Below are 25,459 nucleotides of genomic sequence, written 5' to 3' on the forward strand. Positions count from 1 at the left end.
GGCCGGGGCCGGCGGCCTGCCCCGCCGGGAGGGCGTGGCGATGGTGGCGGCGCAGGCCGGGCTCCCGGAGCTGGCCGCGGCGGTCGACGTGGGGGCGGCCCAGGTCTTCGAACTGCCCGCGCAGGTCCGCGACCTGGCCCGGTTCCTCGCCGCGCGCGAGCCCGACGACGGTGCCCGGTCCCGGGTGGTGGCGGTCCTCGGCGGGCACGGCGGAGCGGGGGCGTCGGTGCTGGCCGCGGCCGTCGCGGTGGCGGCGCCGGGGCGCGGGATCACGGCGCTCGCGGTGGACGCCGATCCCTGGGGCGGCGGCCTCGACCTGCTCCTGGGCTGCGCCGATCTCCCCGGTCTGCGCTGGGGCGATCTCGCCCTGCGCGGCGGGCACGTGCCCTCGGAGGCGCTCGTGGCCGCGCTGCCGGGGCGCGCGGACGCCGTCGCCGTGCTCGCGTCCGGCGGTTCCCCCGCGCCCGAGATCCCGGCGGAGGCGCTGCTCGCGGTGCTCGATGCGGGGCGTCGCAGCGTGGGGGTCACGGTGGTCGACCTGCCGCGCCGCTCCGATGCCGCCACCGATGCCTGCCTGGAGGTGGCCGATGTGGTGCTCGTGGTGTGCGGTGCCACGGTGCGGGCCTGCGCGGCGGCCCGCTCGGTGGCCGACGGGGTGGCGCGCCGGGCGCGAGCGGCGCGGCTCGTGGTGCGGGGTCCGGCACCGGGCGGCCTGTCCGCTCGGGACGTCGAACGGGCCGTCGGCCTGCCCCTGCTCACATCGATGCGGCCGCAGCCGGGGCTCGACGCCCAGCTCGATGAGGGAGGCCTGCGCCTGCGCCGCGGTTCGCCGCTCGCCGCCGCGGCCGGCCGCGTACTCGACGGTGTCCGCCGGGGCGCCGCATGAATCCCGCCACGAGTGCGGACCTGCTGGCCCGGGTGCGGGAGCGGCTCGCGCACACCGCGGCCGTGCTCACCCCCGACGTCATGGCGGCCGCGCTCCGTGCGGAGTGCGGCGGGGTGCTGGGCGATACCGAGCTGCTCGACGGTCTGGCCTACCTGGAGACCGAGCTGGTCGGCGCGGGCCGCCTGGAGCCGCTGCTCGCCGATCCGGCGGTCGCGGACGTGCTGGTCGCGGGGCCCGACAGGGTGTGGATCGATCGCGGGGCCGGTCTCGAACGCACGGAGGTGACCTTCGAGGACGACGATGCGGTGCGCCGCCTCGCCGCCCGGCTCGCGTTGGCGGCGGGCCGCCGGATCGACGACGCCCAGCCCTGGGTGGACGGGCACCTTCCCGCCGGGCCCGGCGGCCGTGCGGGCAGTGGAATCCGGTTGCACGCCGTGCTGCCACCGCTCGCGCACGGTGGTACCTGCATCTCGCTGCGCGTCCTGCGGCCCGCCACCCAGAGCCTGGCCGCGCTGATCGCCTCGGGCGCAGTGCCGCCCGAGGTGGCGGAGACGGTGCGCGCGGTGGTGGCCGCGCGGCTCGCCTTCCTCGTGGTCGGCGGCACCGGCAGCGGCAAGACCACCTTGCTCAACGGGTTGCTGGGCGAGGTGTCCCCCGGTGAGCGCGTGCTCTGCGTGGAGGACGCGCACGAACTCGATCCCGTTCATCCCCATGTGATCTCGCTGATCGCGCGCGGCGCCAACGTGGAGGGCGTCGGCGAGGTCACGGTGCGCGATCTGGTGCGGCAGTCGTTGCGGATGCGGCCGGACCGGATCGTGGTGGGCGAGGTCCGCGGCGCGGAGGTGGTCGACCTGCTGACCGCGCTCAACACCGGGCACGACGGCGGCGCGGGCACCGTCCACGCCAACTCGCCCCGCGAGGTCCCGGCGCGCCTGGAGGCGCTCGCGGCCCTGGGCGGGCTCGGTCGGGAGGCGCTGCATGCGCAGCTTGCCGCCGCCTTCCAGGTGGTCTTCGCGGTGCATCGCTGGCCCGACGGGCGCCGCGGGTTGCGCAGCATCGGCGTGGTCGACAGAGCCGACGACGGGTACGTGCGGGTGCGCCCGGCGTGGGATCGGGACGAGGGTTTCACCGGTGCCGACGCCGTGCTCCGGGAGCTGCTGGCCGAACGGGGCGCAGCGTGAGCGGGGCAGTGGCGGTGCTCGCAGTGGCCGCACTCCTGTGGCCGGGCGGCGCCGGGGCGGCCCGGCTGCATGCCGCGCACCGTCCGGCGCGGCGCGAACGCGTGCTGCGGTGGGGCTGGCTCGCCCTCGCGGTACCCGCCGGGGCGCTGCTGGTCGGTCCCGCGCAGGCCCTCGCCGCGGCGCTCGCCGCCGGGACCGTGCGCGAGCTGTGGTCGCGGAACCACGCCCGCCGGGCAAGAGCCGACCGGCTGACCGCGATCCTCGCCGGCGTCGATGCGATGGTCGCCGAGCTGTCGGTCGGCGCGCACCCCGCCGCCGCGTGCGCCACCGCCGGGCGCGACGCCGAGGATCGGCACGTCCGGGACGTCTTCGCGGAGATGGCGGGCCGCGCCGAACTCGGGGGCGACGTGGCCGCAGGCCTGCGCGGGCACGCGGGCGAGAGCGCCGCCTGGTCGCGGCTCGCGGCCGCCTGGGACACCGGGACGCGGCACGGCATCGGCATGGGCGAGCTGCTGGCCTCGGTCCGCGAGGATCTGCGGGCCCGCGAGCGGTACGAACGCCGTGCGCACTCCGCGCTCGCGGGAGCGCGCGCCACCGCACAGGTGCTGGCGGCGCTGCCGGTGCTCGGGGTGGCGATGGGGCAACTGATCGGCGCGAATCCGCTGCGCACCCTCCTCGGTACCGGGGCCGGCGGAATCCTGCTGGTGGTGGGGGTGTGTCTGACCTCGGTGGGGCTGCTGTGGTCGCGGTCGATCGCCGACGGTGCGGCGGGCACCGACCAGGGCGAAGGAGTGCCGGCATGAGCGGATACGGTCCGTTCGCGGCCGCGTTCGCCCTCATCGCGACCGCGCTGGTGGCCCTGCCCGTGCAGGCGCGTGCTCGGCTGCACCGGTCCGGTGACGGCTCCGATTCCCGCCGTCGGCACCTGCCGCGGCGCGCGCCGAAGCCCGATCCGTTCGAGGCCGCCGCCGCGTACGACCTGTTCGCCGTGTGTCTTCGCGCGGGCATGCCCACCGCGGACGCGGCCCGCGCCGTGGGGGCCACCGCGGCGCCGGCCCTGGCCGCGGTGCTGCACCGGGCGGCGGAACTGCTGGCGCTCGGTTCCGATCCGGAGACCGCCTGGCGCACCGAGTCCGACGACCCGCAGGTGGTCGCGCTCACGCGGATGCTGCGCCGCTCCGCACGCGCCGGTTCCTCGCCCGCGGCCGGCCTCGCGGATCTCGCGCGCACGGAGCGCGCGCAGGCCGAGGACCGCGCGGTGGCGGCGGGTGAACGAGCGGGGGTCATGGTGGCCGGCCCGCTCGGATTGTGCTTCCTACCGGCGTTCGTGTGCCTCGGCATCGTTCCGGTGGTGATGGGACTCGCGGGCAAAGTGCTCGGTGAGGGGCTGCTGTAGCGGCCCGACGAGAGGGGGATGGAATGTGGATTCGTCTGCGGTGCACGATGACCGAACTGATGATGCAGGAGGAGGGGATGAGCACGGTGGAGTACGCGATCGGGACGATCGCGGCCGCGGCCTTCGGTGCGGTGCTCTACGGCGTGGTCACCGGCGACAACATCGTCAGCGGCCTCACGTCGATCATCGGGAAGGCTCTGGGCACCTCCACCGGATAGCCGGCGATGCGGGCGCGGTCACCGTGGAGGCCGCGCTCGCCGTCGCCAGCCTGATCACGGTGCTGGTGCTGAGCGTCGGGGCGATCGTCGGCGTCACCGCCCAGGTGCGGTGTGTGGACGCCGCACGCGAGGCCGCCCGGCTCACCGCCCGCGGCGACGATGCCCGTGCCGCCCAGGCGATCTCCGCAGTGGGACCGCCTGGCGCCACGGCATCGACGACACGGTCCGGCGACACGGTGACCGTGCGGGTGCAGGCACCCGTGCCCGCTCTGCCGGGCCTCACGGTCTCGGCCACGGCGGTCGCGGCGCTCGAACCGGGGGAGGCGGGGTGAGACGGGTACTCCGTGATGACGACGGGGTCGCCACGGTGCTGGGCGCAGTGATGGTGGCCGTGATCGTGGTGGTGGCGGTGATGATCATCGACGTGGGCGCCGCGGTGTCGGCGCGGCACCGCGCGCAGGCGGCGGCCGATCTCGCCGCGCTCGCGGGAGCCGCCGATGCGCTCGACGTCGACGCCGCCTGTGCGGCGGCGACTCGTCTGGCGCAGGAGAATTCGGCGCGGCTACTCGCGTGCACGGTGGAGCGGGAGTTCGAGGTCACCGTCCGGGTGGGTGTGCCCGTCGCCTTCTCCGTGTTCGGCAACGGCGAGGCGGTCGCGATAGCGCGGGCAGGTCCGGAATGACGGTCCGGCCCGCTAGCGGTGCTGAGCCCGGTCGCTGAGCACCGCCGCGAACTCCTCCGCCATCGCCAATTGCGTGCGGAGTTCGGCACATCGCTGCTGGGCGGCGGCCGAGCACTGGTCGATGAATTCCGCGGCATCGGAACGGACCTCGCCATCGGTGTCCGGATCGGCGAGGGCGTCGAGCGCCGACAGCAGATCACGCATCTGCTCGAGGGTGAAGCCGAGCGGCTTCATCCTGCGGATCACCAGGAGGCGTTCGACGTCGGCCGCGGTGTACAGCCGGAAACCTCCGGGGCTGCGCTCCGACGGCTCGACCAGGCCCATCTCGTCGTAGTGCCGGATCGTCTTGAGGGAGAGCCCGGTGGCCTCCGCGACCTGGCCGATCTGCAGCAGCCGGGCCTCGGGCAGGCGCATCTGATCAGCCATGCCCACGAGCCTAGTGGCCTGCGCCCAGCCTGCCGGTCAGGCGCCCGTGGCGTTCCGCCGAGGCCGGGTTGAGGCCGGTGAAGACCACCGTCTTACCGCGGGCCCGGTACTTCATCTCGATCGCGTCCAGCGTCGCCACCGTGGACGCGTCCCACACGTGGGTGTCGGACAGGTCGACGAGCACCCGCTCGGGATCGTCCGCGTAGTCGAATCGATGCACCAGATCGTTGCTGGACGCGAAGAACAGCTCGCCCCGCACACGATAGGTCCGCGTGCCATCCGCTCCCTCGGGAGACCGTGAGACCTCGGTGAAGTGCGAGACCCGGCGGACGAACAGCAGTGTCGCGACGATCACGCCGCCGATCACCCCGTAGGCCAGATTGTGCGTGGCCACGGTGATCGCCACGGTCACGAGCATCACCGCGGTCTCGCTGCGTGGCATCCGGCGGAGCGTGGCGGGGGCGATGCTGTGCCAGTCGAAGGTGCCCACGGCCACCATCACCATCACCGCCACGAGCGCCGCCATCGGGATCCTCGCCACCAGGTCTCCGAGCCCGACCACGAGGATCAGCAGGAACAGACCGGCGAGGAAGGTGGAGATCCGCGTGCGCGCGCCGGCGCTTTTGACGTTGATCATCGTCTGGCCGATCATCGCGCATCCGCCCATCCCGCCGAAGAATCCGGTGACCACGTTCGCCACCCCCTGGCCCCAACCCTCCCGGGTCTTATCAGAGGGGGTATCGGTGATGTCGTCGACGAGGGTGGCGGTCATCAGTGATTCGAGGAGGCCCACCAGCGCCATGGCCAGCGCGTACGGGGCGATCAGTCGCAAGGTCTCGAGGGTGAACGGGACGTCCGGAATCAGCCACTGCGGCAACGTACTAGGCAGTTCGCCCTCGTCGCCCACGGTGGGCACGGTGAGTCCGGAGGCGAGCGTGAACCCGGTGAGGACGACGATCGCCACGAGGGGCGCCGGCACCACATGGGTCAACTTCGGCAGGCCGACCATGAGCACGAGACCCGCGGCGATCAGCGGGTAGACGGCCCAGGGAACGCCGGTCATGTGGGGGAGCTGAGCGAGGAAGATGAGAATCGCGAGGGCGTTGACGAAGCCGATCATCACGCTGCGGGGGATGAAGCGCATCAGCTTCGCCACTCCGAGCATGCTCAGCAGCACCTGCAGGATGCCCGCGAGGACCACAGTGGCCAGCAGGTAGTCGAGCCCGTGTTCGCGGGCGATCGGCGCGATGACCAGCGCGATGGCGCCCGTCGCGGCGGAGATCATCGCGGGTCGGCCGCCGACGACGGCGATGGTCACCGCCATGGTGAACGACGCGAACAGGCCGACCCGCGGATCGACGCCCGCGATGATCGAGAACGAGATGGCCTCGGGGATCAGCGCGAGCGCGACGACGAGCCCGGCGAGCGTCTCGGTGCGCAGCCGCTGCGGGCTTCGCAGAGCCGCGAGCACCTCGCTCCGTTGCGCTGCGCGTGCGAATCGCGTGATCATGGCGGCCCTCCGTTGCTGCGGAGGGAAAATCTACCCTCCCGTGAGGGTAAGGTTAACGAGGGCCGGTGCGGATGACGAATCGGACGGAGCCCGTGCGGTCAGTCCTTGTCTCTGAGTTCCTGGGCGTAGGCGCGCGCTGAGCGCTGATAGCGGGTCATTCCCTCGGCCACGGTGTCGATCAGGAGCGCCACCGCCTCGTCGGTGCGCCGTAGGTCGGTCAGGCAGAGGGCCCGGAAGACCGCGATGGCGGGATCGAGGCCGTCGCCGAGAGTGCGGTCGAGGCCGTCCAGCAGCATCAGCCCGTCGCCGGGCTCGCCCAGGTTGCGCAGCGAGCTGGCCAACTGGATCGTCGCCTGCCGCGCGCGGCTCTCGTCGAGACCCGCGGCGAGGGCGCGCCGGTAGCCCGGAACCGCCCGCTCGGGGTGCCCCGTCGAATCCTCGACACCCGCGCGCTCGAACTCCGCGACGCCCTCGGGGACCGCGGGATCGCCCACGATCCGACCGATCCGGGCCCGCAGTTCGTCCTCGCCGAGGTCCGCCGCCCACGCCGCCTCGAGATCGTCTTCCCAGGTCATCGCGCCCCCTCCGATCGATACGCTTGGAACCTAGCAGCGTCGAGCGCACGCGCGCACACTGAATCCATGGCGTACGACGAGGGCCTGGCCGATCGGATCCGCGACGCACTGGGGGCGGCCCCGGGCATCACGGAGAAGAAGATGTTCGGCGGCCTCGCCTTCCTGGTGGACGGCCACATGAGCATCGCCGTCCGCAACGACGGTGGCGCCATGGTCCGGCTGCCGCGCGAGGTGGCCGACGAGTACATCGGCGAGCACGTCTCGCTCGCCGTGATGGGCGGACGGGAGATGCGCGGCTGGCTCGTGCTCGACGAGGAGGAGATCGCCTCCGATATCGACCTCGCGGAGTGGGTGCGGCGCACCGTCGACTACTCGCGGACGCTGCCGCCGAAGTAGCGGATCACCCCCGGGCCAGAGCGGCCAGCACCAGGTCGAGCACCACGATCGCGCCGGCCTTGTCGAGTGGGTCGTTCCCGTTGCCGCACTTGGGGGATTGCACGCACGACGGGCAACCCGCTGGGCATTCGCAGGCGGCCACGGCATCGCGGGTGGCGAGCAGCCACGTCGCGAGCGCCTCATAGCCGCGCTCGGCGAAGCCGGCGCCGCCCGGGTACCCGTCGTAGACGAAGATCGACGGCAGGCCGGTGTCCTCGTGCAGCGCCGTCGAGAGCCCGCCGATGTCCCACCGGTCGCACGAGGCCACGAGCGGCAGCAGGCCGATCGCCGCGTGCTCGGCGGCGTGCAGCGCGCCCGGCCAGTGCTCCGGGGCGAGGTCCGCGGCCAGCAGGGCCTCCGGATCGATCGTGATCAGCGCAGCCTGCGTGGCCAGCGAGGTCTCCGGCAGGTCCAACTCCACCGCATCGAGTACCTCGCCGGTGCGCAGCGTGCGCAGGTATCCCACCACCTGGCTGGTGACCTCCACCGAGACGAACCGCGCGGTGACCGCCCCCAGCTCCTCGGTCTGGTGCACCGCCGTGATCCGGACATCGGAGTCCTCGCGGGCCGAGGTGGTCCACTCCGGCTCCTCGGCGTGCACCATGGCCAGGCCCTCGTCGAGATCGAGCTCGTCGACCACGTACGACTCGCCCTGATGCACGTGCACCGCGCCCTGGTACACCGTGGACAGCGCGCGATGGAAATCGACGGTGCCCAGCAGCCGGCCGGTGGACTCCTCCACGATCAGTACCTCGCTGCCCGCCCCGCCCCGAATGTTCACGCGCGCATGGGGATCGATCCCGGCGGCCAGGAAGTACCCGGCGGGACGCTCCCGCAGCAGGCCGTCGGCTGCGAGCCGTCCCACCACGTCCACCGCACCGAGCGTGGCCACCTCCTCGCGGGTCAGCGGCAACTCGCCCGCGGCGCAGAGCAGCTGCGGCCCAAGGACGTACGGGTTCCAAGGATCGGTGATCGTGGCCTCCACCGGACGGCCCAGCAGCGACTGCGGGTGGTGCACCAGGTACGTGTCCAGCGGATCGTCGCGCGCGATCAGCAGGATCAGCGAACCCTGCCCGCGGCGCCCACTGCGCCCGGCCTGCTGCCAGAACGAGGCCACCGTCCCCGGGAAACCCGCCATCAGCACGGCATCCAATCCCGCGATGTCCACGCCCAATTCGAGCGCGTTGGTGGTGGCCACCGCCAGCAGCTCACCGTCGCCCAGGCCGCGTTCCAGGGCCCGACGATCCTCCGCGAGGTACCCGGCGCGATAGGCGGCCACCCGGCCGGCGAGTTCCGGTGTGGCCTCGGCCAGCATCCGCCGGGCGGACAGCGCGACGGTCTCCGCGGACCGTCGGGAACGGACGAAGGCCAGTGTGCGGGCGCCCTCCACCACGAGATCGGCGATCATCCGGGACGCCTCCGTGGTGGCCTGCCGCCGCACCGGGGCGCCGTTCTCGCCCTCCAGGTCCGGGATCAGCGGCGGCTCCCACAGCACCACGGTGCGCGGCCCGTGCGGCGAGGAATCGGTGTCCACCGCCACGCAGTCCGCGCCGATGAGACGGGAGGCGGCGCCGGCGGGATCGGACGTGGTGGCCGATGCGCAGATCACCGTAGGGGCGGCGCCGTACTTCGCCGCCACCCGCAGCAGCCGCCGCAGTACCAACGCCGTGTGCGATCCGAAGACGCCGCGGTAGTGATGGCACTCGTCCACCACCACGTACTTCAGCCCTCGTAGGAAACGTGCCCACTTCGCGTGCCGCGGAAGCATTCCCACGTGGATCATGTCGGGGTTCGTGAACACCCACCGGCTGTCGGACCGCGCCCACCGCCGCATCTCCTGCGAGGTGTCGCCGTCGTACATCGCCGGCGATACGGTGTCCGAACCGTCGAACAGCGACATCAGGCGCACCGCGGCGGCGTGCTGATCGGTGCCCAATGCCTTGGTGGGAGAGAGGTAGAGGACAGTGGCGCGCGGATCGTCTGCCAGCGCCGCCAGCACGGGAAGCTGATACGCCAAGGACTTTCCTGACGCCGTACCGGTGGAGATCACCACGTGCCGGCCGGCGTGGGCGTGCTCGGCGGCCTCCACCTGGTGCCGCCACGGCCGTTCGACCCCGGTCTCGATGAGGCCGTCGCGGATGTCCGCCGGAAGCCAGGTGGGCCACTCCCCGAATTCCGCTCGCCGTGACGGGATGTCCGCGATGTGGGTGACCCCATCGCCCCCGGCGCCGGTACCCGCCTGGATCCGGGCCAGCAGCTCTCGCCCGAAGGTGTTGTGCTCCACTGCGATTGCCCCCGACGCTGCACCTGTACCGATCGCCCCGCGCATCCCTTCCGAGGCGGTATCCCACTCTACTCGCGGGTAGGAACTCGGATACGATTCGACGCCCGCCGGGTTAACAGCAGGCGAATTCACCCCGCCCGCTGTCGCTCGATTCGAAATCGTGATTGACTGTATGCGGTCGCAGCTCCCGCCGGGGGTCCGAGTGGACCATCGGGGGATCGATGTTGCGGGCGTGGTACTGAAGGTTTTTGTGTGCGGACTCCGCAAACGGCTCCAGAAAGTATGGCGGCCGGAACCGGCCAGGAACACGCCCTCATCTTGGGTGAGTTCCTACACCGGTAGTAAGACAAGTTAGGAAACATCTCAATGGCACAGGGCACTGTGAAGTGGTTCAACGCGGAGAAGGGCTTCGGCTTCATCGCTCCCGCCGACGGCTCGGATGACGTGTTCGTCCACTACTCGGAGATCCAGGGCAACGGCTTCCGTACGCTCGAGGAGAACCAGCAGGTCGAGTTCGAGGTCGGCCAGGGCACCAAGGGCCCGCAGGCCACCGGCGTCCGCGCTATCTAAGAAACCTCCGCACCACGCGATAAGCGTTTCTCGCGACACCCCCTCACCGCACGGTGAGGGGGTGTCGTGCATTCGCGACCGGTTCGCGACGCGATCGAGATCGTGTCGGCACCGGGCCGGGCGTGCGGGCGAACTACTCTTAACCGGTGTCCCAACTGTCACTCTTCTCCGCCGAGCAGACCGCGCCGTCGCCGCGCGACCTCGCCGGAGTCCTGGCGGCCCCGGGGCAGATCGTGCAGCTCGGCGGTAGCGCCCGGATCTCCGTGGTCGTCTCCGCCCCCTGGCGCGCCGACGCCCTGGCCGCGATGATCGCCGAGGCCGGCCTCCGCGGCGAGACCGGCACCTCCGACGAGGGATCGCCCCTGGTCCGGACGCTGGCCAGCCCCGAACTGCAGCCGCTCGCGCTCGAGTGGACCCGCGGCGCCGCCAAGGTGGCCCCGCCCACCTGGGTGCCCGGACCCCGCGCCCTGCGCGCCTGGGCCCTGGCCGCCGGCGAGCCCGACGGGGCGCACTACCTTCTCCACCTCGACCCGCACACGCCCGAGACCGCGCCCGTGCTCGCGACCGCCCTCATGCGCGCGGGCATCGCACCCACCCTGGTGGGCACCCGCGGTAACCGCCCCGCGCTGCGGGTGTCCGGGCACCGTCGGCTGCTGCGCCTGCGGGAGAGCATCGGCGACCCGCCGCCCGTCCCGGAGGCATCCGCCGAGTGGCCGGTTCCCTGACCGCCGACTGGCGAGGATCCGGCTGTGCGCGGCGTGCACGGCACCCCTAGATATAAGGTGTCCGGTAGCAAGTCCGATTCGGGTGCGGCAGAATGGGCACCCGTGACCCCAGCGTCGGAGGAGACGTACGGGGTGCAGGTGGCGCGAGGCGACCACCGGTAACAGGCAGGAGGGTCCATGGCGGCACGCGGGAAGGCAGCAGGCGAGGACGGCTTGCATCGTCTGGTGATCGTGGAGTCCCCTGCCAAGGGCAAGAAGATCGGCGATTACCTGGGGCCGAACTACACCGTCCGGGCGTCCATGGGACACATCCGCGACCTCCCCAGCCGCGACAACCCGCTGCCCGAGGCCGATCAGGGCAAGTCCTGGTCCCGGCTCGGCGTGGACGTCGACCACGACTTCGAGGCCCACTACGTGACCTCCGCGAGCAAGCGCTCCACGGTCTCCGAGCTGAAGTCGCTGCTCAAGCAGGCCGACGAGCTGTACCTCGCGACAGACGGTGACCGCGAGGGCGAGGCCATCGCGTGGCACCTGCAAGAGGTGCTCAAGCCCAAGGTCCCGGTCAAGCGGATGGTCTTCCACGAGATCACCCAGCAGGCCATCCAGGCCGCCGCGCAGGAACCCCGCGAACTGGACATGAACCTCGTCGACGCGCAGGAGACCCGCCGCATCCTCGATCGTCTCTACGGCTACGAGGTCAGCCCCGTGCTGTGGCGCAAGGTGAACCAGGGCCTCTCGGCCGGCCGCGTGCAGTCCGTCGCCACCCGAATCATCGTCGACCGCGAGCGCGAGCGGATCGCCTTCCGCACCGCCGGCTACTGGGACATCGCCGCGCAGCTCGACGCCGGCGCGCAGGCCACCCCGCGCACCTTCGGCGCCCGCCTCGTGGGCGTGGACGGCAACCGCGTGGCCACCGGCCGCGACTTCGACGCGCAGGGCCAGCTCAAGAAGCCGGCCGGCACCACCGTGCTCGACGGTGCGCGCGCGAACGCCCTGGTCGCAGGCCTGCAGAACGCGACCCTCACGGTGAACTCCGTCGAGGAGAAGCCGTACACCCGCAAGCCCTACGCGCCCTTCATGACCTCCACGCTGCAGCAGGAGGCCAGCCGCAAGCTGCGGTTCAACACCGACCGCACCATGCAGGTGGCGCAGCGCCTCTACGAGGGCGGCTACATCACCTACATGCGTACCGACTCGACCACGCTGTCCGAGACGGCCATCGCCGCCGCCCGCGATCAGGCGCGGCAGCTGTACGGCGACGAGTACGTGCACCCCACCCCGCGGCAGTACACCCGCAAGGTGAAGAACGCGCAGGAGGCGCACGAGGCGATCCGCCCCGCCGGCGAGGTCTTCCAGACCCCCGGCGCGCTGAACTCCGTGCTGGGCACCGACGAGTTCCGGCTCTACGAGCTGATCTGGCAGCGCACCGTCGCCTCCCAGATGGCCGACGTCAAGGGCACCACCCTGAGCCTGCGCATCGGCGGCACCGCGACCAGCGGCGAGACGGTGGAGTTCGCCGCCTCCGGCCGCACCATCACCTTCCCCGGCTTCCTCTCGGCCTACGTCGAGACCGTCGACGATCAAGCTGGCGGCGAGGCCGATGACGCGGAATCGCGTCTGCCGCAGCTCACCAAGGGCCAGAGCGTGACCGCCGCCGAGCTCATCGCCGCCGATCACGTGACCAGCCCGCCCGCCCGCTACACCGAGGCCTCGCTGGTCAAGACCCTCGAAGAGCTGGGCATCGGCCGCCCGTCGACCTACGCCTCGATCATCAAGACGATCCAGGACCGCGGCTACGTGGTGAAGAAGGGCAACGCCCTCGTGCCGCAGTGGGTCGCCTTCGCCGTGATCGGCCTGCTGGAGGGCCACTTCGGCGGCCTCGTGGACTACAACTTCACCGCCTCCATGGAGGACGATCTCGACGAGATCGCCGGCGGCCGCGAGGGCCGGGTCGACTGGCTCACCCGGTTCTACTTCGGCGACAACGGCGATGCCGCAACGGTTTCCGCGGACGGCCCCGGCCCCGACAGCCCCGGCCTGAAGAACCTGGTCGCCGCCAACCTGGACGCGATCGACGCCCGCGAGATCAACTCGATCCCGCTGTACACCGACACCAACGGCAACGTGGTCTACGTGCGCGTCGGCCGCTACGGCCCGTACCTGGAGCGCACCGTCGCCCCCCAGGACGGGGAGACCGAGCCCGGCGAGCCCACGGTCCAGCGGGCCAACATCCTCGCTTCGATGACCCCGGACGAGCTCACCGAGGAGGTCGCCGAGAAGCTGTTCGCGACCCCGCAGGACGGCCGCCCGCTGGGCGTGGACCCGGCGACGGGCCACGAGATCGTCGCCAAGGAGGGCCGTTTCGGCCCGTACGTCACGGAGATCCTGCCGGAGCCCGAGACCGATCCCGAGGCGGAGAACCTCGACGAGGCGGCGACCACCAAGACCAAGCGCAAGAAGAAGACCGATGCGCCGAAGCCGCGCACCGGTTCACTGCTCAAGACCATGGACATCGAGACGGTGACCCTCGAGGACGCGCTGCGGCTGCTGTCGCTGCCCCGCGTGGTGGGTGTCGATCCCGAGTCCAAGGAGGAGATCACCGCGCAGAACGGCCGCTACGGGCCGTACCTGAAGAAGGGTACCGACTCCCGGTCGCTGGCCACCGAGGAGCAGCTGTTCACGGTGACCCTCGACGAGGCGCTCAAGCTGTACGCCGAGCCGAAGCGACGGGGCCGTGGCGCCGCCGCCGCGCCGCCGCTGCGGGAGCTGGGCAACGACCCGGTGTCCGGTGCCGCGATGGTGATCAAGGACGGCCGGTTCGGTCCGTACGTCACCGACGGCGAGACCAACGCCTCGCTCCGCAAGGGCGACGAGGTCGCGTCGATCACCGACGAGCGCGCCTCCGAGCTGCTCGCGGACCGTCGCGCCCGCGGACCGGTGAAGAAGAAGGCCACCAAGAAGGCGGCGGCCAAGAAGGCTCCCGCGAAGAAGGCACCGGCCAAGAAGGCCGCGGCGAAGAAGGCAGTGGCGAAGAAGACGGTGGCGAAGAAGACCACCGCCAAGAAGGCCGCGCCCGCGAAGAAGGCACCGGCGAAGAAGGCCGCACCGGCGGCCGACGAGACCGTCTAGTCGTCGTAGAGGGGGCGCGCCAGCTGCGTGAGCTGGCCGCGTCCCCGCAGCTCGATCGCCTCACCCAGCGTCCACAGGGCCTGCTCGGCCTCCGTCGCCGCCTGTACCGCGCGACCGGCGGCGAGCAACGACGAGGGCTCGGACTTCGCGATCTCGGTGATCCGCGCCGCCTCGTTCACCGGATCGCCGATCACGGTGTACTCGAACCGCGCCTTCGCGCCGATGTGCCCGGCCACCACCTGACCGGCGGAGACACCGATGCCGAAGCCGGTGCCGCCGAGCACGTCCCGCAGCTGGAACCGCATCTCCCGCGCCGCCGCCAGCGCGGCGCCCGCGGAATCGGGGTGCGGCAGCGGGGCGCCGAAGATGGCCAGGGCCGCATCGCCCTGGAACTTGTTGACGAAACCGCCGTGCAGGTCGACGAGGTCGACGACCACCTTGAAGAAGTCGTTGAGCAGGTCGACCACCGCGGCCGGCTCCTCGGTGACGGCCAGCTTGGTGGACCCGACCAGGTCGACGAACAGCACGCCCACCTCGCGGGTCTCGCCGCCCAGGTGAGTGCCGTGCTCCAGCGCCTGCCGCGCCACGTCCTCGCCCACGTACCGGCCGAACATGTCGCGCATCCGCTGCCGCTCGGCCAGATCGTGCACCATGTCGTTGAAACCGGCCTGCAGCAGCCCCAGCTCGCTGGAGTCGTAGATCTTCACCGAGGTGTTGAAATCACCGTCGCGCACGCGGCGCTGCGCCCGGAACAGGTCGCGGATCGGATCGCCGATGGACTTCGCCGCCCGCACCATGCCGAGCAGGCCGGCGGCCAGCGCCACCAGCGACAGCAGCAGGATGGGGTCGATCATGCTGGGCGCGTCGGGGTCGACCAGGCCGAAGTGCTGCAACAGGATCACCATGAGGATGCCGATGATCGGCACCGCGGTGCCCAGCAGCCAGCTGAGCATGATGCGCGTGTTCACGGACAGTCCGGCGGTGCCCTGCGGCTCCTGCGCCAGCGCGGCCACCGTGATCGGCCGCAGCACCCGCTCGGTCTGCATGTAGCTCAGCGCGCACGTGGTGGCTGCGCCCAGGAAGACCGTCATCGCGATCACGGCGGGGGTGCCGGTGGGGGCGTCGTAGTTGATCACCACGAAGATCGCGCCGCCCACGATCCACAGGATCGCCTGGAGCAGCGCCATCCGGCTGGGCAGCGCCAGCACCCGCTGGGAGATGTCGAGGTCGTTGGGGGCGCTGCGGCGGTGCCAGCGCAGCACGGGCAGCACCAGGCGCAGGCCCACGATGGTGCCGATCGCGGTCGCGAACAGCAGATAGGACACGAACACCAGCAGGTTCACACCGCTGATCTGCTGGATCTGCACCGACTGGTTGACCGGCAGCGCGAACCGCAGGAAACCGAAGACGAAAACCGCGCCCAGGATGTTCGACCGCAGGATGTCCAGCGCGAAGATCGGCCACGGGGTCTTGGCCAGCCAGCGCGCCAGCCGCATGAAGCGACTGAACCTGCTAGCTGGCGTGACCACGGGTCCAACTTAGCTTGCACTCGGCTCGTGGGACGAGGGCTAGGCTGGTGGCGTGAGTGGGGTGTTCAGTCGGCTGGTCGGGCAGGACGCGGTGGTGACGGAGCTACGCGCGGCCGCGGTGGCCGCACGCGAGGTCGCGGCCGGGTCCGGCACCGTCGCCGATCTGGCCGGGTCCGCGATGACCCACGCCTGGCTGTTCACCGGCCCGCCCGGCTCCGGACGGTCGGTCGCCGCCCGCGCCCTGGCGGCCGCGTTGCAGTGCGAGACCCCGGGCGAGCCGGGCTGCGGCGAATGCCGCGCCTGCACCACCGTGCTCGCCGGAACCCACGCTGACGTGCGCGCAATCGCGCCGGACGGGCTGTCGATCGCGGTCAAGCAGATGCGTGAGGTGGTGGCCGATGCGTCGCGGCGGCCGTCCGTGGGCAGCTGGCAGATCGTGCTGATCGAGGACGCCGACCGCCTCACCGAGCAGGCCGGTAACGCGTTGCTGAAGATGGTCGAGGAGCCGCCCGCGCAGACCATCGTGCTGCTGTGCGCGCCCACCGTCGATCCCGAGGACATCTCCGTCACGCTGAAGTCGCGATGCCGACATGTGCCGCTCGTCACGCCGTCGGCGGAGGCGATCGCGGCGGTGCTCGAACGCGACGGCATCGACCCCGAACGCGCCGCCTGGGCGGCCGGGGTGTGCGGCGGACACGTGGGGCGCGCGAAGCGCCTCGCCACCGATCCGGAGTCGCAGAAGCAGCGCCGGCAGGCCCTGGGCGTGGCCCGGGCCGCCACCTCCGAGGGCGTCTACGGCGTGGTCGAGCAGTTGCTGCGCGATGCCGAGTCCACCGCCAAGGAGCTCAACGCCGACCTCAACGAACGCGAGACCGAGGAACTGCGGACCGCGCTCGGTGCGGGCGGTACCGGCCGCGGCACGGCCGGGGTCATGCGCGGTAGCGCGGGACAGCTCAAAGACCTGGAGAAGCGGCAGAAGGCGCGCAGCACCCGGGCCGTGCGCGATGCGCTCGACCGGGCGCTCATCGACCTGGCCGCGCTGTTCCGCGATGCCCTGGTGCAGGGTTCCGGTGCGCGGGTCACACTGATGCATCCCGACGAGGCCGAGCAGACCAGCCGGCTGGCCGGCTACGCGCGGCCCGAGGGGCTGCTGCGCTGCGTGGAGTCGGTGCTCGACTGCCGCGAGGCCATCGATCTCAACGTCAAGCCGGTGGTGGCGCTGGACGCGATGGCCGCCGGGGTGTCCTCGGCGCTGCGGGATTACCGCCGCTAGTCTCCGCGCAGCTGCACCTGGTCGATGGTGGTCTGCCACTTGCCGCCCGAGATCTGCGACAGCCCGGTGATCCACACCAGCACGTAGCGGGTCTTCTCCGAGCCGCCGGCCGCGAAGGCGGTGTCGCCGCTGCTCAGCGTGCCGTCCCACACCGTCGAGGTCTGATCGAGCGAGCTCACCGACGCCGACGATGCCGTGCGCACCTGCACCGTCGATCCCGCGCTGGGCGAGGTGATGGTGCCGGAGGTGACCGAGGCCTCGCGGTCCAGGGTGATCAGGAAGCCGGTGCCCTTCTTCAGCCCGCCGAACTGCGGTCCCGAGTAGTACTCGTAGGTGCGCCACGACGGGGAGGCGCCGGTGAGCACGTTCTCGAGGTTCTTCGACTGCTCCGGACTGTCCTGGAAGTTCACCAGCTGGACCGAGGTGCCGGTCAGCGGCGAACCACTGGCCGCGCCGCCCTTCCCGGTCGGGGAGAACAGGTAGAAACCGCCCGCCACCAGCGCCACGATCACGATCAGCGCACCGATCACGATCGGCAGGCTGCGCTTGCGGGGCTTGGTGTCGCCGCGGTACTCGGCGGGCGGGTACTGCTCCGCCGGATAGCGTTCGGCCGCGGTCGCCGGGGGATAGGCCTGCGCGCGGGTGGGGGCGGGCTGCGGCGCGGTGTGCCGGGGCGGCGGGTACGCGCCCGTCGGCGGACCGTAGGAGCCGGTGGCGGGACCGTACGAGCCGGTGTCGCCGCCGCCGGCCGGGTAGGCGCCGGTCGACGGTGACGGGTGCTCGGCCGTCCCCGCCTGCGCCGGCATCGTCGGGATCTCGCCGCGCAGGCCGGCGACGAACTCCGCACACGAGGCGTAGCGGTCCTCGGGCCGCTTCGCGAGCGCCTTGCGGAAGACGAGGTCGAGATGCGGCGGGAGGTCCGGATTGCGCGAGGTGATCTTCGGGGCCGGCTGATTCAGGTGTGCGGAGATCACCGCGGCGGGCGAATCGCCCGGGAAGGGCGGGGTGCCGGTGAGCAGCTCGAAGACGGTGCAGCCCAGCGAGTACAGGTCGGCCCGGTTGTCCAGATTCTTGTTGTCGAAGGCCTCCGGCGACATGTAGGCCATCGTCCCCACAGTGACGCCGGTGGAGGTGACGCCGAGAGCCTCGCCCGCGGCCTTCGCGATGCCGAAATCGGCGAGCTTGACCTGTGGCGCACCGTCGGCGTCGAAGGCCACCAGGATGTTGGCGGGCTTCACATCGCGGTGGGTGATGTTCGCGTGCCGGTACGCGTAATCGAGCCCGGCGCCCGCGCCCGCCGCGATCTCGATCGCCAGGGGCAGCGGCATGGGCCCGCGTTCGGCGAGCATCTGCGCCGTGTCCGGTCCGGCCACGTACTCCATCGCGATCCACAGCCGGCCGTCGTGCTCGCCCCGGTCGTACAGGTGGATGATGTTGCGGTGGTTGAGCTGGGCCAACAGATAGGCCTCGCGCTCGAAGCGGGCCTTGTACTGGGGGTTGCTGCTCACCGAGGAGTGCAGCAGTTTGAGCGCGTCCTGGCGGGGCAGCCGGGGGTGCTCCACGAGGTACACCTCACCCATGCCGCCACCGCCCAGGCGGCGCACCACGCGGTATCCCGCGATGTACTGCTCGTTCATCCGCTCCCTCTGCGCCACGGCCAGACTGTCTTCACGCATCCGTTCCACGGTAGCGGGACACCCTGAGCTTGCCATGTTCTTGCAGGTCAGGGAGGCGGAACGGGCGCGGCTCAGGTCGCGGCGGGCCCGTACGCCAGGTGCAGCACGCCGTTGTCGTAGGACTGCGACTCCTGCAGCGTGAGGGTCATCTCCTGGTCGGTGAACAGGCGCTCGCCGCGGCCGAGCACCACGGGGTACACGAACAGGTGCAGCGAGTCGAGCAGGCCGTCGTGCAGCAGCCCGCGGACCAGCTGGCCGCTGCCGCTGATGTAGATGTCGCCCTGCGCCGTGGCCTTGAGGTCGGCGATGGCCGCGGGGTCGTAGGCGCCCAGCGCGACGGTGTTGTTCCACTGCTCCACGAGCGGGTTCGCGCCCACCACGTGCTTGGTGGTGTCGTTGAAGAAGGGTGCGCCCGGATCGTCGTCGGGGGTGCGGTCCCGCCATGCGGGCGCGAACATCTCGTAGGTCGTGCGGCCCAGCAGGATATCGCTCGCGGCGCCGGTGATCGCCCCCAGTGTCTCGCCCATGGCCGGATCGAATCCGAACGGGAAGGTGAAGCTGGGGTCGTCGAAATAGCCGTCGAGCGTGACGAATTCGTGTGCGTGAATGGTGCCCATGATCCCTCTTCCGGATAGACCGACGCGCCCACTCGGCGTCCGCAGCGAAGGTACCCCGCGCGGGTGCGCGGTGCTGCGGAACGCGGGAGAGGGCGCCTCGGTGGAACCGGTCAGACGCTCGCGGGCGCCGTCCGCGTGCTCGACGACAGGCGCAGGCCCGAGCTCTCGTCCAGCGACAGTTCGCTGCTGAGCCGCTTGGCGTCCTCGAAGTAGCTCATCGACATGCGCCAGTCATCGGCCTCGCCCTGCCGCGGCAGCTCGGCGAGGGCGCGCTGCACGTAGCCGGCCTCGAAATCGAGGGCGGGGCGGGTGGCCATATCGGGATCGGCCACGGCCACGGCCACGTCCTGCCCCTGCCGGTCCATGGTGTTGATCAGCTTGGTGATGTACTTCCACAGCATGCCCACCTTGAGCGTCCACGACGAGTTCGTGTAGCCGATCGCCAGCGCGGCGTTCGGGACGCCGGAGAGCATCGCGCCGCGGTGGATCACGGCGTTCGGCACGTCCACCTCGCGGCCGTCGACCGAGAGCGTCACGCCGCCGAGCAGCTTCAGCTTCAGGCCCGTGGCCGTCACGATGATGTCGGCGTCCAGGCGCTCGCCGCTGGCCAGCTCGATGCCGGTCTCGTCGAACGTGGCGATCTTGTCGGTGGCCACGTCGGCCTTGCCGCTGCGGATCGCTTTGAACAGGTCGCCGTCGGGCACGGCGCACAGCCGCTGGTCCCAGGGGTTGTAGGGCGGGTTGAAGTGCACGTCCACCGGGAAGTCCTTGGGTAGGCGCTTGGCGTTCTCGTTGCGGATGATCTTGCGGGCGGCCTTCGGGAAGCGCTGCGCGAAGACGTACACGCCGCGTTGCTGCCAGATGAAGCGCTTGCGGGACAGATCGTGACCGATCTTGTGGCCGAACACCTTGTGCAGGGTGTTCGTGATGGGGTCCTGCTTGGGCACCGGCATGATGTACGTCGGCGTGCGCTGCAGCATGGTGACGTGGCCGGCGGTCTTGTCGCCGGTCAGCAGCGACGGGACCAGGGTCACGGCGGTGGCGCCGGAGCCGATCACGACCACCTTCTTGCCCGTGTAGTCGAGGTCTTCGGGCCAGAACTGCGGGTGGATGATCTGGCCGGCGAAGCGGTCGCGGCCGGCGAACTCGGGGGTGAAGCCCTGCTCGTAGTCGTAGTAGCCGCTGCCGAACAGGATCCAGTTCGCGGTCAGCGTGGTGGGCTCGCCGTCGCGCTCGATGGTCAGTGTCCAGCGGGCGTCCTCGCTCGACCAGTCGGCCGAGATCACCTTGTGGTTGTAGCGGATCTTGTCGCCGAGGTCGTTCTCGTCGATCGTCTCCTGCAGGTAGTCGATGATCTTGTGCGCGTCGGCGATGGAGTCCTTGCTCTCCCAGGGCTTGAACTCGTAGCCGAAGGTGTGCAGGTCGGAGTCCGAGCGGATGCCGGGGTACTTGAACAGGTCCCAGGTGCCGCCGAAGGTGTCGCGGCCCTCGAGGATGGCGAAGGTCTTGGTGGGCAGCTCGGTGCGGATGTAGTGGCCGGCGCCGATGCCGGAGATTCCGGCGCCGATGACCAGGATGTCGAGGTGCTCGGGGGTGCTGCTCGTCATAGCTGTTTCTCCTGCTGATGGGGCTCAGTGATAGAACCGATGCCCTACTCTCTCGCGGCGGCGGTGGCGCGGGCCACAGCAGAATGCACCCGGTTGCCCTACGGCGTTGTGCAGATCGTCACGCGGTGCCTCGCGAAAATGCACACCACAGGGCCGCCGCGGACACTATGTCCACGCCAAGCCGCTGCGGAGCAGTTTCGCGAGCGCTCAGGGCGCCAGCCAGCGCAGTACGTCGAGGGCGACGGCCACCCCGGTCGGGTTCTCGGCGAGCGGGCGGGGGAGCAGCTCGTCGGCGCGGGCCAGGCGGCGGATCACCGTGTTGCGGTGGGTGTACAGCCGCTCCGCGGTGCGGGAGGTGTTGAACTGCTCGCTCACGTAGGTGGCCACGGTGTCGCGGGTGTCCTGGTCGGCGGTCAGCAGCTCGCCCAGGGTGTCGTGCACGAACTCGTCGGCCTTGGCGGTGTCGGCCGTGATCAGTGAGATCAGCGCGATGTCGTCGTAGCGGGCCACGTGCCGCGGCGAGCCGAGCCGGCTGAGGAGGCGCTGCGCCGCACCGGCGTCGAGGTGGCTGCGCCGGAAGCCGTCGAGGTCGTCGCCCGGCCGGCCCAGTGCCACCCGGACCTCGGGGTGATCGGCCAGTTCGCGTGCCAGTTCGGCGCTGTGGGGGACCACGGTGCCGGGGAGCCATACCCACAGGGCCGAGGCGCTGGCCACCACGGTGAGCGGTCGCGCGGTCCCCGCGTGCCGGGCCAGGGCCTGCGCGGCGGCGTCGAGGTCGGCGGCATCGCCGGTGGTCCAGACGACGGCGGCCGTGTGCGGTCCGGTGAGGCGGTAGCCGAGCTGTTGTTCGGCCCGGTCCCGGGCGATGGGCGCGCCCTGCAGGACCAGAGAGATCGTGGCCAGACGGTCCGCGTTGGTCCCGGTGGTCAGTTGGTCGCGTTCGGCGGCCATGCGCACGGCGATCGCGGTGATGGTGTCGTCGATGTACACCGACATCGATTCCCAGGTCACGGCGAGCAGGTCGCGCAGTTCCTCCGGATCGTCGGTGAGGGTGAAGCACAGCTCCATCCAGCGTCGCCACGCCGCGTTCAGTCCGGTGCGGTAGGAGTCGATGCCGTGCAGGTCGAGGCCCCGTCGCACCAGGTCACGGGCGACGGCGAGGGCCTCGTCGTCGGTGTTGGGCGGTACCCGGGCGCCGGGGTGGCGCAGGTTGTGGGTGGCCCACAGCAGCATCGCGGCGGTGTTGGACTGGCGGACCAGTTCGGCGAGCGTGGGATCGGCGGCGATGCCCTGCATGATGGCCCCGGCCAGCGTCGCGTCGTGGAGCTCGGCCACCCATTCCTCGGGCGGATTGCTCGCGATCTCCGCGCCGCGGCGGATCAGCTCCTTCACCCGCTCCGACGGTTCGGGCCAGGTCTTGCGCATCGAGGTCCCTTCGATCTGTCCGTCGATTCTCGCGCAGGCGCCAGCGGCCCGGGGGCACCGGGCCGGACTCGTCCCAGGATGACGGTCACCGGGGCGCAGTGAGGATGTCAGGCCGGGGCGTGGTGTCGCGTCACGGTGGTCACGAGGAGTGCGGTGGCCGGGGTCTCGGACAGTGAGCGGAGCCGGTGGGGCAGCGTCGCGGAGAAGTATGCGCAGTCGCCGGTCTCGAGCGGTGTCTCGGTGCCGTCCACGGTGAGACCGAGCGTGCCGGCGATGACGTAGACGAATTCGTCGCCGTCGTGGTGCACCGGGTCGGACTTCTCGTGCGGGGGGTGGACCACGAAGGGATGCATCTGCTTGCCCGAGAGTGCCGCGGCGACCGGATCGTAGATCGGACGGTCGGCTCGGCCCGGGGTGATGCGCTGTGCGGCGCGTTCAATGGTGACACCGCCGGAATCGGTCTCATCCCGGTCCACGAAGATCTCGGCGGCGTCCACGCCGAGCGCCTCGGCGATCCGCAGCGCGATCGCGATCGACGGTGTGCTGCGGCCTCGTTCGACCTTCGACAGGTAGCTCTTCGTGACCCCCACGCGCTCGGCGAGGGCGTCGAGGGTCAGTCCCGCGCTCAATCGTCGCGCCCGCACCATCGCCGACATCGGTCTCGCCCGCCCTGTTCTTCTTCGTTGCTTGTGCTCCATCCGGTAGCGGGATCGATCCTACCGCACAGGACCCCAGTTGATGATAGGACACAAGTGTCCTACGGTGGGAATCGGGTTCGACCAGCGGACCCGGAACTGAAAGGTCTTGTGCTGATATGGCATCGACGATGGGGCTCGGCAAACAGGAGTTGATGGACACCGCCCAGCGGGCGATGGACACGACGATGATCACGCAGGAGTGGACCGATCGGCAGAAGCTCGCGCTCACCTGCCGCGCCCTGTACGACGCGGGGCACGATTCCGGGCTCGCCGGGCAGATCTCCGCCCGCGGAGACGAGCCGGGCACCTTCTGGACGCAGCGTCTCGGCCTCGGTTTCGACGAGATCACCGCCGACAACCTCCTACTGGTCGACGAGGATCTCACCGTCCTCGCCGGCGACGGCATGGCCAACCCCGCGAACCGCTTCCACAGCTGGGTCTACCGCGCGCGGCCGGATGTGAACTGCATCGTGCACACGCATCCGCTGCACGTCGCCGCGCTGTCGATGCTCGAAGTGCCGCTGCAGGTCTCGCAGATGGACATCGCGCCGCTGTACGACGACTGCGCATTCCTCAAGGACTGGCCGGGTGTCCCCGTCGGGAACGAGGAGGGCGAGATCATCTCCGAGGCGCTCGGCGATAAGCGCGCGATCCTGTTGGCCCACCACGGCCAGCTGGTGGTGGGCACGACGATCGAGGAGGCCTGCTCGCTGGCCCACCTGATCGAGCGGGCGGCCCGCCTGCAACTGCTCGCCATGAGCGCGGGCGAGATCGCTCCGCTGCCACCGCGGCTCGCCCGCGAAGCCCACGACTGGACCCTGTCGCACCGCCGCAGCGAGGCGAATTTCCAGTACTACGCGCGCCGCGCCCTCCGCACCCACCCCGACGCCGTCTGAGCGTCAACACCGACCAGTGAAGGAAATCGCATGACCGTCTCCGGCATCGTCGCCTATCCCATCACCCCGTTCGCCGCGGACGGGACCGTGGATCATCTCGCCCTGCACCGAGTGCTCGACCGCCTCGTGGACGGTGGCTGTTCCGCCGTGGCCCCGCTCGGGAGCACCGGCGAATCCGCGTATCTGGACCTCACGGAGTGGACGCAGGTGGTGGCGAGCACCGTGACCCACATCGGCTGCCGCGTCCCCACCGTGGTCGGGGTCTCCGATCTCACCACGCACGGGGCTGCGGAACGGGCCCGGATCGCCGAGGGGCTCGGCGCCGATGTGGTGATGGCACTGCCGGTCTCGTACTGGAAGCTCACCGCGACCGAGGTGCAGCGGCACTTCGAGGCGATCGCGGGGGCCGTGTCGATCCCCGTGATGGTCTACAACAATCCGGCGACCGCGGGGATCGATCTCGCGCCCGAACAGCTCTGGGAACTGGTGCGTGATGTCGAGAACATCACCATGGTCAAGGAGTCCACCGGCGATATCGACCGCATGCACCGGCTCCGCGAGCTCAGCGGAGGAACACTGCCCTTCTTCAACGGCAGTAACCCGCTCGCACTCAAGGCCTTCCAGGCGGGGGCGGCCGGATGGTGCACGGCCGCACCGTGTCTGATCCCGGAGCAGGTACGCGATTTCCACGCCGCCGTCGCGGCGGGCGACGACGCCCTCGCCGAAGAACGCTTCGCGCAGATCCGGCCGCTTCTGGAGTTCATCGTCGCGCGTGGACTGCCGACCACCGTGAAGGCGGGGCTCACGCTCACGGGCATCGCCGCGGGCCATCCTCGGCGACCCCTGCTGCCGCTCGACGACGCCGAGTCGGAGGAGCTGAGCAGGCTCCTCACCGCAGCCGGCGTGGGCTGACGCGCCCGGGTCAGATGCGGGCGGGCCCGACGGTGGCCAGGGTGAGGCCACCGGCGCGGGCCAGCGAGTCGCTCACGGTCCAGTAGTAGGTCCTGGCCACGGCGGGGTCACCGGTCAGGATCGACGAGACGATGCCGAGCGCGGCCCCGTCGGACAGCCGGATCAGGGGCCCGCCACTGTCGCCCTGCCGCGAGGCGATATCGGTCGCGATCTGCCGGGCATCGGCCTTGATCACCACACCGCACCGCCACCCGGTGGTCACGCCCTGCTGGCACACGCGGTCGCCGGCGCGAGCGATGCCCACGCTCCGGGGCTGGACCGCGCCCTTGCCCGCGGTGGTCGTGACGTTCGGGCGGAACTCGAGCACCGCCCAGTCGGGGGCCGACGGGTCGGCAGGGCCGCGCTTGCCGGTGTCCGGGTTGACGCGAGTCGGCGGGTTGGACGAGTTCGCGACCCGCCCGATCTCGCGGATGGTGTTCGGCTTGCCGGGAGCGGGGACGCCGATGCGCTGCCCGGTCGTGCCGCAGTGACCGGCGATGAGGCCCACGCGGCTGCCGTCCGGACGCACGGCGATGAAGCCCAGGGTGCAGCGCGAAGCATCGACGGTGCCGTCCGGGTTCTCCTTCTTGGCGATGCTGATCGCCGAACCGGGGCCCACGGTGACGGCCGGTGCGGGCGCAGGCGGTGCGGGCACTGCCTGGGCGGCGGGAGCGCCGAGCCCGGCTGTCAGGATCGCGGTGATGGTTCCGGCGATCGCGCCTGGCAGAGCTGACCGTGCTCGCATTGCTGTCCCCCGTCTCGTTCTGCAC

25 protein-coding genes are annotated in these 25,459 nt (G+C 71.1%); 14 read left to right on the forward strand and 11 right to left on the reverse strand.

The features are described from left to right. From ssd to ABD108_RS06030, 7 genes are all read left to right on the forward strand, one after another. The coding region (gene ssd, locus ABD108_RS06000; protein WP_343929779.1) for a septum site-determining protein Ssd at positions 1-886 on the forward strand (886 nt) is incomplete at its 5' end. Further along, a complete protein-coding gene (locus tag ABD108_RS06005) occupies positions 883-2,067 on the forward strand; it encodes a TadA family conjugal transfer-associated ATPase (protein ID WP_343929780.1) in 1,185 nt (394 codons plus the stop codon). The genes ssd and ABD108_RS06005, both read left to right, overlap by 4 nt. Next, a complete protein-coding gene (locus ABD108_RS06010; RefSeq protein ID WP_343929781.1) occupies positions 2,064-2,870 on the forward strand; it encodes a type II secretion system F family protein in 807 nt (268 codons plus the stop codon). The genes ABD108_RS06005 and ABD108_RS06010 overlap by 4 nt, the downstream gene beginning before the upstream one ends. After that, on the forward strand, positions 2,867-3,463 hold the full coding sequence (locus ABD108_RS06015) for a type II secretion system F family protein (protein ID WP_220657521.1): 597 nt from the start codon (positions 2,867-2,869) through the stop codon (positions 3,461-3,463). Before ABD108_RS06010 ends, ABD108_RS06015 begins: the two co-directional genes overlap by 4 nt. Before the next feature lie 23 nt (positions 3,464-3,486). Further along, positions 3,487-3,681 (forward strand): DUF4244 domain-containing protein, encoded by a 195-nt coding sequence (locus ABD108_RS06020; protein WP_220657522.1) that lies wholly within the window; start codon positions 3,487-3,489, stop codon positions 3,679-3,681. A 23-nt stretch (positions 3,682-3,704) separates the two neighbouring features. After that, positions 3,705-4,013 carry a TadE family type IV pilus minor pilin gene (locus tag ABD108_RS06025; protein ID WP_305111364.1) on the forward strand — a complete coding sequence of 103 codons (309 nt, stop codon included), beginning with the start codon at positions 3,705-3,707 and terminating at the stop codon, positions 4,011-4,013. Further along, the gene (locus ABD108_RS06030) at positions 4,010-4,363 is read left to right on the forward strand and encodes an Rv3654c family TadE-like protein (protein WP_305111363.1); all 354 of its coding nucleotides are present in this window, start codon (positions 4,010-4,012) and stop codon (positions 4,361-4,363) included. Before ABD108_RS06025 ends, ABD108_RS06030 begins: the two co-directional genes overlap by 4 nt. A gap of 12 nt (positions 4,364-4,375) precedes the next feature. Here the strand turns inward: ABD108_RS06030 and ABD108_RS06035 are convergent, their stop codons facing one another. The 3 genes from ABD108_RS06035 to ABD108_RS06045 all read right to left on the reverse strand — a co-directional run bounded on the left by ABD108_RS06035 (position 4,376) and on the right by ABD108_RS06045 (position 6,874). Further along, the gene (locus ABD108_RS06035) at positions 4,376-4,789 is read right to left on the reverse strand and encodes a MerR family transcriptional regulator (protein WP_220657524.1); all 414 of its coding nucleotides are present in this window, start codon (positions 4,787-4,789) and stop codon (positions 4,376-4,378) included. Positions 4,790-4,799: 10 nt separating this feature from the next. Beyond that, on the reverse strand, positions 4,800-6,299 hold the full coding sequence (locus ABD108_RS06040) for a SulP family inorganic anion transporter (protein WP_343929782.1): 1,500 nt from the start codon (positions 6,297-6,299) through the stop codon (positions 4,800-4,802). 98 nt (positions 6,300-6,397) lie between these two features. Then, positions 6,398-6,874, reverse strand: coding sequence for a tetratricopeptide repeat protein (locus tag ABD108_RS06045; RefSeq protein ID WP_220657526.1), 477 nt, complete (start codon positions 6,872-6,874; stop codon positions 6,398-6,400). A 66-nt stretch (positions 6,875-6,940) separates the two neighbouring features. Between ABD108_RS06045 and ABD108_RS06050 the strand changes: the two genes are divergently transcribed. Continuing rightward, positions 6,941-7,270, forward strand: a complete 330-nt coding sequence (locus tag ABD108_RS06050) for a TfoX/Sxy family protein (RefSeq protein ID WP_305111360.1) — start codon at positions 6,941-6,943, stop codon at positions 7,268-7,270. Between the two features lie 4 nt (positions 7,271-7,274). Here ABD108_RS06050 and ABD108_RS06055 read toward each other — a convergent pair whose 3' ends face one another. After that, positions 7,275-9,638, reverse strand: a complete 2,364-nt coding sequence (locus ABD108_RS06055) for a DEAD/DEAH box helicase (RefSeq protein WP_343929783.1) — start codon at positions 9,636-9,638, stop codon at positions 7,275-7,277. A 321-nt stretch (positions 9,639-9,959) separates the two neighbouring features. On the opposite strand from ABD108_RS06055, the gene ABD108_RS06060 reads away from it, so the two are divergent. The 3 genes from ABD108_RS06060 (at position 9,960) to topA (ending at position 14,017) form a co-directional block, all read left to right on the forward strand. Further along, a complete protein-coding gene (locus ABD108_RS06060) occupies positions 9,960-10,163 on the forward strand; it encodes a cold-shock protein (protein WP_220657529.1) in 204 nt (67 codons plus the stop codon). A 146-nt stretch (positions 10,164-10,309) separates the two neighbouring features. After that, positions 10,310-10,888 carry a hypothetical protein gene (locus ABD108_RS06065; protein ID WP_220657530.1) on the forward strand — a complete coding sequence of 193 codons (579 nt, stop codon included), beginning with the start codon at positions 10,310-10,312 and terminating at the stop codon, positions 10,886-10,888. Between the two features lie 177 nt (positions 10,889-11,065). Beyond that, complete coding sequence (topA, locus tag ABD108_RS06070; protein WP_343929784.1) at positions 11,066-14,017, forward strand: type I DNA topoisomerase; 2,952 nt, start codon at positions 11,066-11,068, stop codon at positions 14,015-14,017. On the opposite strand, the gene ABD108_RS06075 is transcribed toward topA, so the two are convergent. Further along, positions 14,014-15,513, reverse strand: coding sequence for an adenylate/guanylate cyclase domain-containing protein (locus ABD108_RS06075; RefSeq protein WP_220657532.1), 1,500 nt, complete (start codon positions 15,511-15,513; stop codon positions 14,014-14,016). The two genes, topA and ABD108_RS06075, sit on opposite strands and share 4 nt — an antisense overlap. Before the next feature lie 85 nt (positions 15,514-15,598). Between ABD108_RS06075 and ABD108_RS06080 the strand changes: the two genes are divergently transcribed. Further along, positions 15,599-16,819, forward strand: a complete 1,221-nt coding sequence (locus ABD108_RS06080) for a DNA polymerase III subunit delta' (protein WP_343929785.1) — start codon at positions 15,599-15,601, stop codon at positions 16,817-16,819. On the opposite strand, the gene ABD108_RS06085 is transcribed toward ABD108_RS06080, so the two are convergent. The 5 genes from ABD108_RS06085 to ABD108_RS06105 all read right to left on the reverse strand — a co-directional run bounded on the left by ABD108_RS06085 (position 16,816) and on the right by ABD108_RS06105 (position 22,800). After that, positions 16,816-18,495: a serine/threonine-protein kinase gene (locus ABD108_RS06085; RefSeq protein ID WP_343929786.1), complete on the reverse strand. Its 1,680-nt coding sequence runs from the start codon at positions 18,493-18,495 to the stop codon at positions 16,816-16,818. The two genes, ABD108_RS06080 and ABD108_RS06085, sit on opposite strands and share 4 nt — an antisense overlap. Positions 18,496-18,566: 71 nt before the next feature. Further along, a complete protein-coding gene (locus ABD108_RS06090) occupies positions 18,567-19,112 on the reverse strand; it encodes a dihydrofolate reductase family protein (RefSeq protein ID WP_305111356.1) in 546 nt (181 codons plus the stop codon). 110 nt (positions 19,113-19,222) lie between these two features. Then, the gene (locus ABD108_RS06095; RefSeq protein ID WP_343929787.1) at positions 19,223-20,719 is read right to left on the reverse strand and encodes a flavin-containing monooxygenase; all 1,497 of its coding nucleotides are present in this window, start codon (positions 20,717-20,719) and stop codon (positions 19,223-19,225) included. A gap of 207 nt (positions 20,720-20,926) precedes the next feature. Then, positions 20,927-22,144 carry a PucR family transcriptional regulator gene (locus ABD108_RS06100; protein WP_343929788.1) on the reverse strand — a complete coding sequence of 406 codons (1,218 nt, stop codon included), beginning with the start codon at positions 22,142-22,144 and terminating at the stop codon, positions 20,927-20,929. 107 nt (positions 22,145-22,251) lie between these two features. After that, entirely contained in the window at positions 22,252-22,800 is a 549-nt protein-coding gene (locus ABD108_RS06105) for a helix-turn-helix domain-containing protein (protein ID WP_305111354.1), read from the reverse strand. Positions 22,801-22,958: 158 nt separating this feature from the next. Here ABD108_RS06105 and ABD108_RS06110 point away from each other — a divergent pair, with 158 nt between their 5' ends. Continuing rightward, positions 22,959-23,738: an aldolase gene (locus ABD108_RS06110; protein WP_305111353.1), complete on the forward strand. Its 780-nt coding sequence runs from the start codon at positions 22,959-22,961 to the stop codon at positions 23,736-23,738. Positions 23,739-23,768: 30 nt separating this feature from the next. After that, positions 23,769-24,650 (forward strand): dihydrodipicolinate synthase family protein, encoded by an 882-nt coding sequence (locus tag ABD108_RS06115; protein ID WP_343929789.1) that lies wholly within the window; start codon positions 23,769-23,771, stop codon positions 24,648-24,650. Between the two features lie 10 nt (positions 24,651-24,660). Here the strand turns inward: ABD108_RS06115 and ABD108_RS06120 are convergent, their stop codons facing one another. Further along, positions 24,661-25,434, reverse strand: a complete 774-nt coding sequence (locus ABD108_RS06120; protein WP_220657540.1) for a S1 family peptidase — start codon at positions 25,432-25,434, stop codon at positions 24,661-24,663. Positions 25,435-25,459 lie beyond the last annotated feature (25 nt).

Source organism: Tsukamurella strandjordii (assembly GCF_039525985.1).
Lineage (GTDB): Bacteria > Actinomycetota > Actinomycetes > Mycobacteriales > Mycobacteriaceae > Tsukamurella > Tsukamurella strandjordii.

What these genes read in the sequence shown, in the direction of transcription:
- ABD108_RS06005 (WP_343929780.1), top strand. Translation starts at nt 883, where the DNA reads ATGAATCCCGCCACGAGTGCGGACCTGCTGGCCCGGGTGCGGGAGCGG.
- ABD108_RS06015 (WP_220657521.1), top strand. Translation starts at nt 2,867, where the DNA reads ATGAGCGGATACGGTCCGTTCGCGGCCGCGTTCGCCCTCATCGCGACC.
- ABD108_RS06020 (WP_220657522.1), top strand. Translation starts at nt 3,487, where the DNA reads ATGTGGATTCGTCTGCGGTGCACGATGACCGAACTGATGATGCAGGAG.
- ABD108_RS06035 (WP_220657524.1), bottom strand. Translation starts at nt 4,789, where the DNA reads ATGGCTGATCAGATGCGCCTGCCCGAGGCCCGGCTGCTGCAGATCGGC.
- ABD108_RS06040 (WP_343929782.1), bottom strand. Translation starts at nt 6,299, where the DNA reads ATGATCACGCGATTCGCACGCGCAGCGCAACGGAGCGAGGTGCTCGCG.
- ABD108_RS06045 (WP_220657526.1), bottom strand. Translation starts at nt 6,874, where the DNA reads ATGACCTGGGAAGACGATCTCGAGGCGGCGTGGGCGGCGGACCTCGGC.
- ABD108_RS06050 (WP_305111360.1), top strand. Translation starts at nt 6,941, where the DNA reads ATGGCGTACGACGAGGGCCTGGCCGATCGGATCCGCGACGCACTGGGG.
- ABD108_RS06055 (WP_343929783.1), bottom strand. Translation starts at nt 9,638, where the DNA reads ATGCGCGGGGCGATCGGTACAGGTGCAGCGTCGGGGGCAATCGCAGTG.
- ABD108_RS06060 (WP_220657529.1), top strand. Translation starts at nt 9,960, where the DNA reads ATGGCACAGGGCACTGTGAAGTGGTTCAACGCGGAGAAGGGCTTCGGC.
- topA (WP_343929784.1), top strand. Translation starts at nt 11,066, where the DNA reads ATGGCGGCACGCGGGAAGGCAGCAGGCGAGGACGGCTTGCATCGTCTG.
- ABD108_RS06075 (WP_220657532.1), bottom strand. Translation starts at nt 15,513, where the DNA reads ATGCGGCTGGCGCGCTGGCTGGCCAAGACCCCGTGGCCGATCTTCGCG.
- ABD108_RS06085 (WP_343929786.1), bottom strand. Translation starts at nt 18,495, where the DNA reads ATGCGTGAAGACAGTCTGGCCGTGGCGCAGAGGGAGCGGATGAACGAG.
- ABD108_RS06090 (WP_305111356.1), bottom strand. Translation starts at nt 19,112, where the DNA reads ATGGGCACCATTCACGCACACGAATTCGTCACGCTCGACGGCTATTTC.
- ABD108_RS06095 (WP_343929787.1), bottom strand. Translation starts at nt 20,719, where the DNA reads ATGACGAGCAGCACCCCCGAGCACCTCGACATCCTGGTCATCGGCGCC.
- ABD108_RS06100 (WP_343929788.1), bottom strand. Translation starts at nt 22,144, where the DNA reads ATGCGCAAGACCTGGCCCGAACCGTCGGAGCGGGTGAAGGAGCTGATC.
- ABD108_RS06105 (WP_305111354.1), bottom strand. Translation starts at nt 22,800, where the DNA reads ATGTCGGCGATGGTGCGGGCGCGACGATTGAGCGCGGGACTGACCCTC.
- ABD108_RS06110 (WP_305111353.1), top strand. Translation starts at nt 22,959, where the DNA reads ATGGCATCGACGATGGGGCTCGGCAAACAGGAGTTGATGGACACCGCC.
- ABD108_RS06115 (WP_343929789.1), top strand. Translation starts at nt 23,769, where the DNA reads ATGACCGTCTCCGGCATCGTCGCCTATCCCATCACCCCGTTCGCCGCG.
- ABD108_RS06120 (WP_220657540.1), bottom strand. Translation starts at nt 25,434, where the DNA reads ATGCGAGCACGGTCAGCTCTGCCAGGCGCGATCGCCGGAACCATCACC.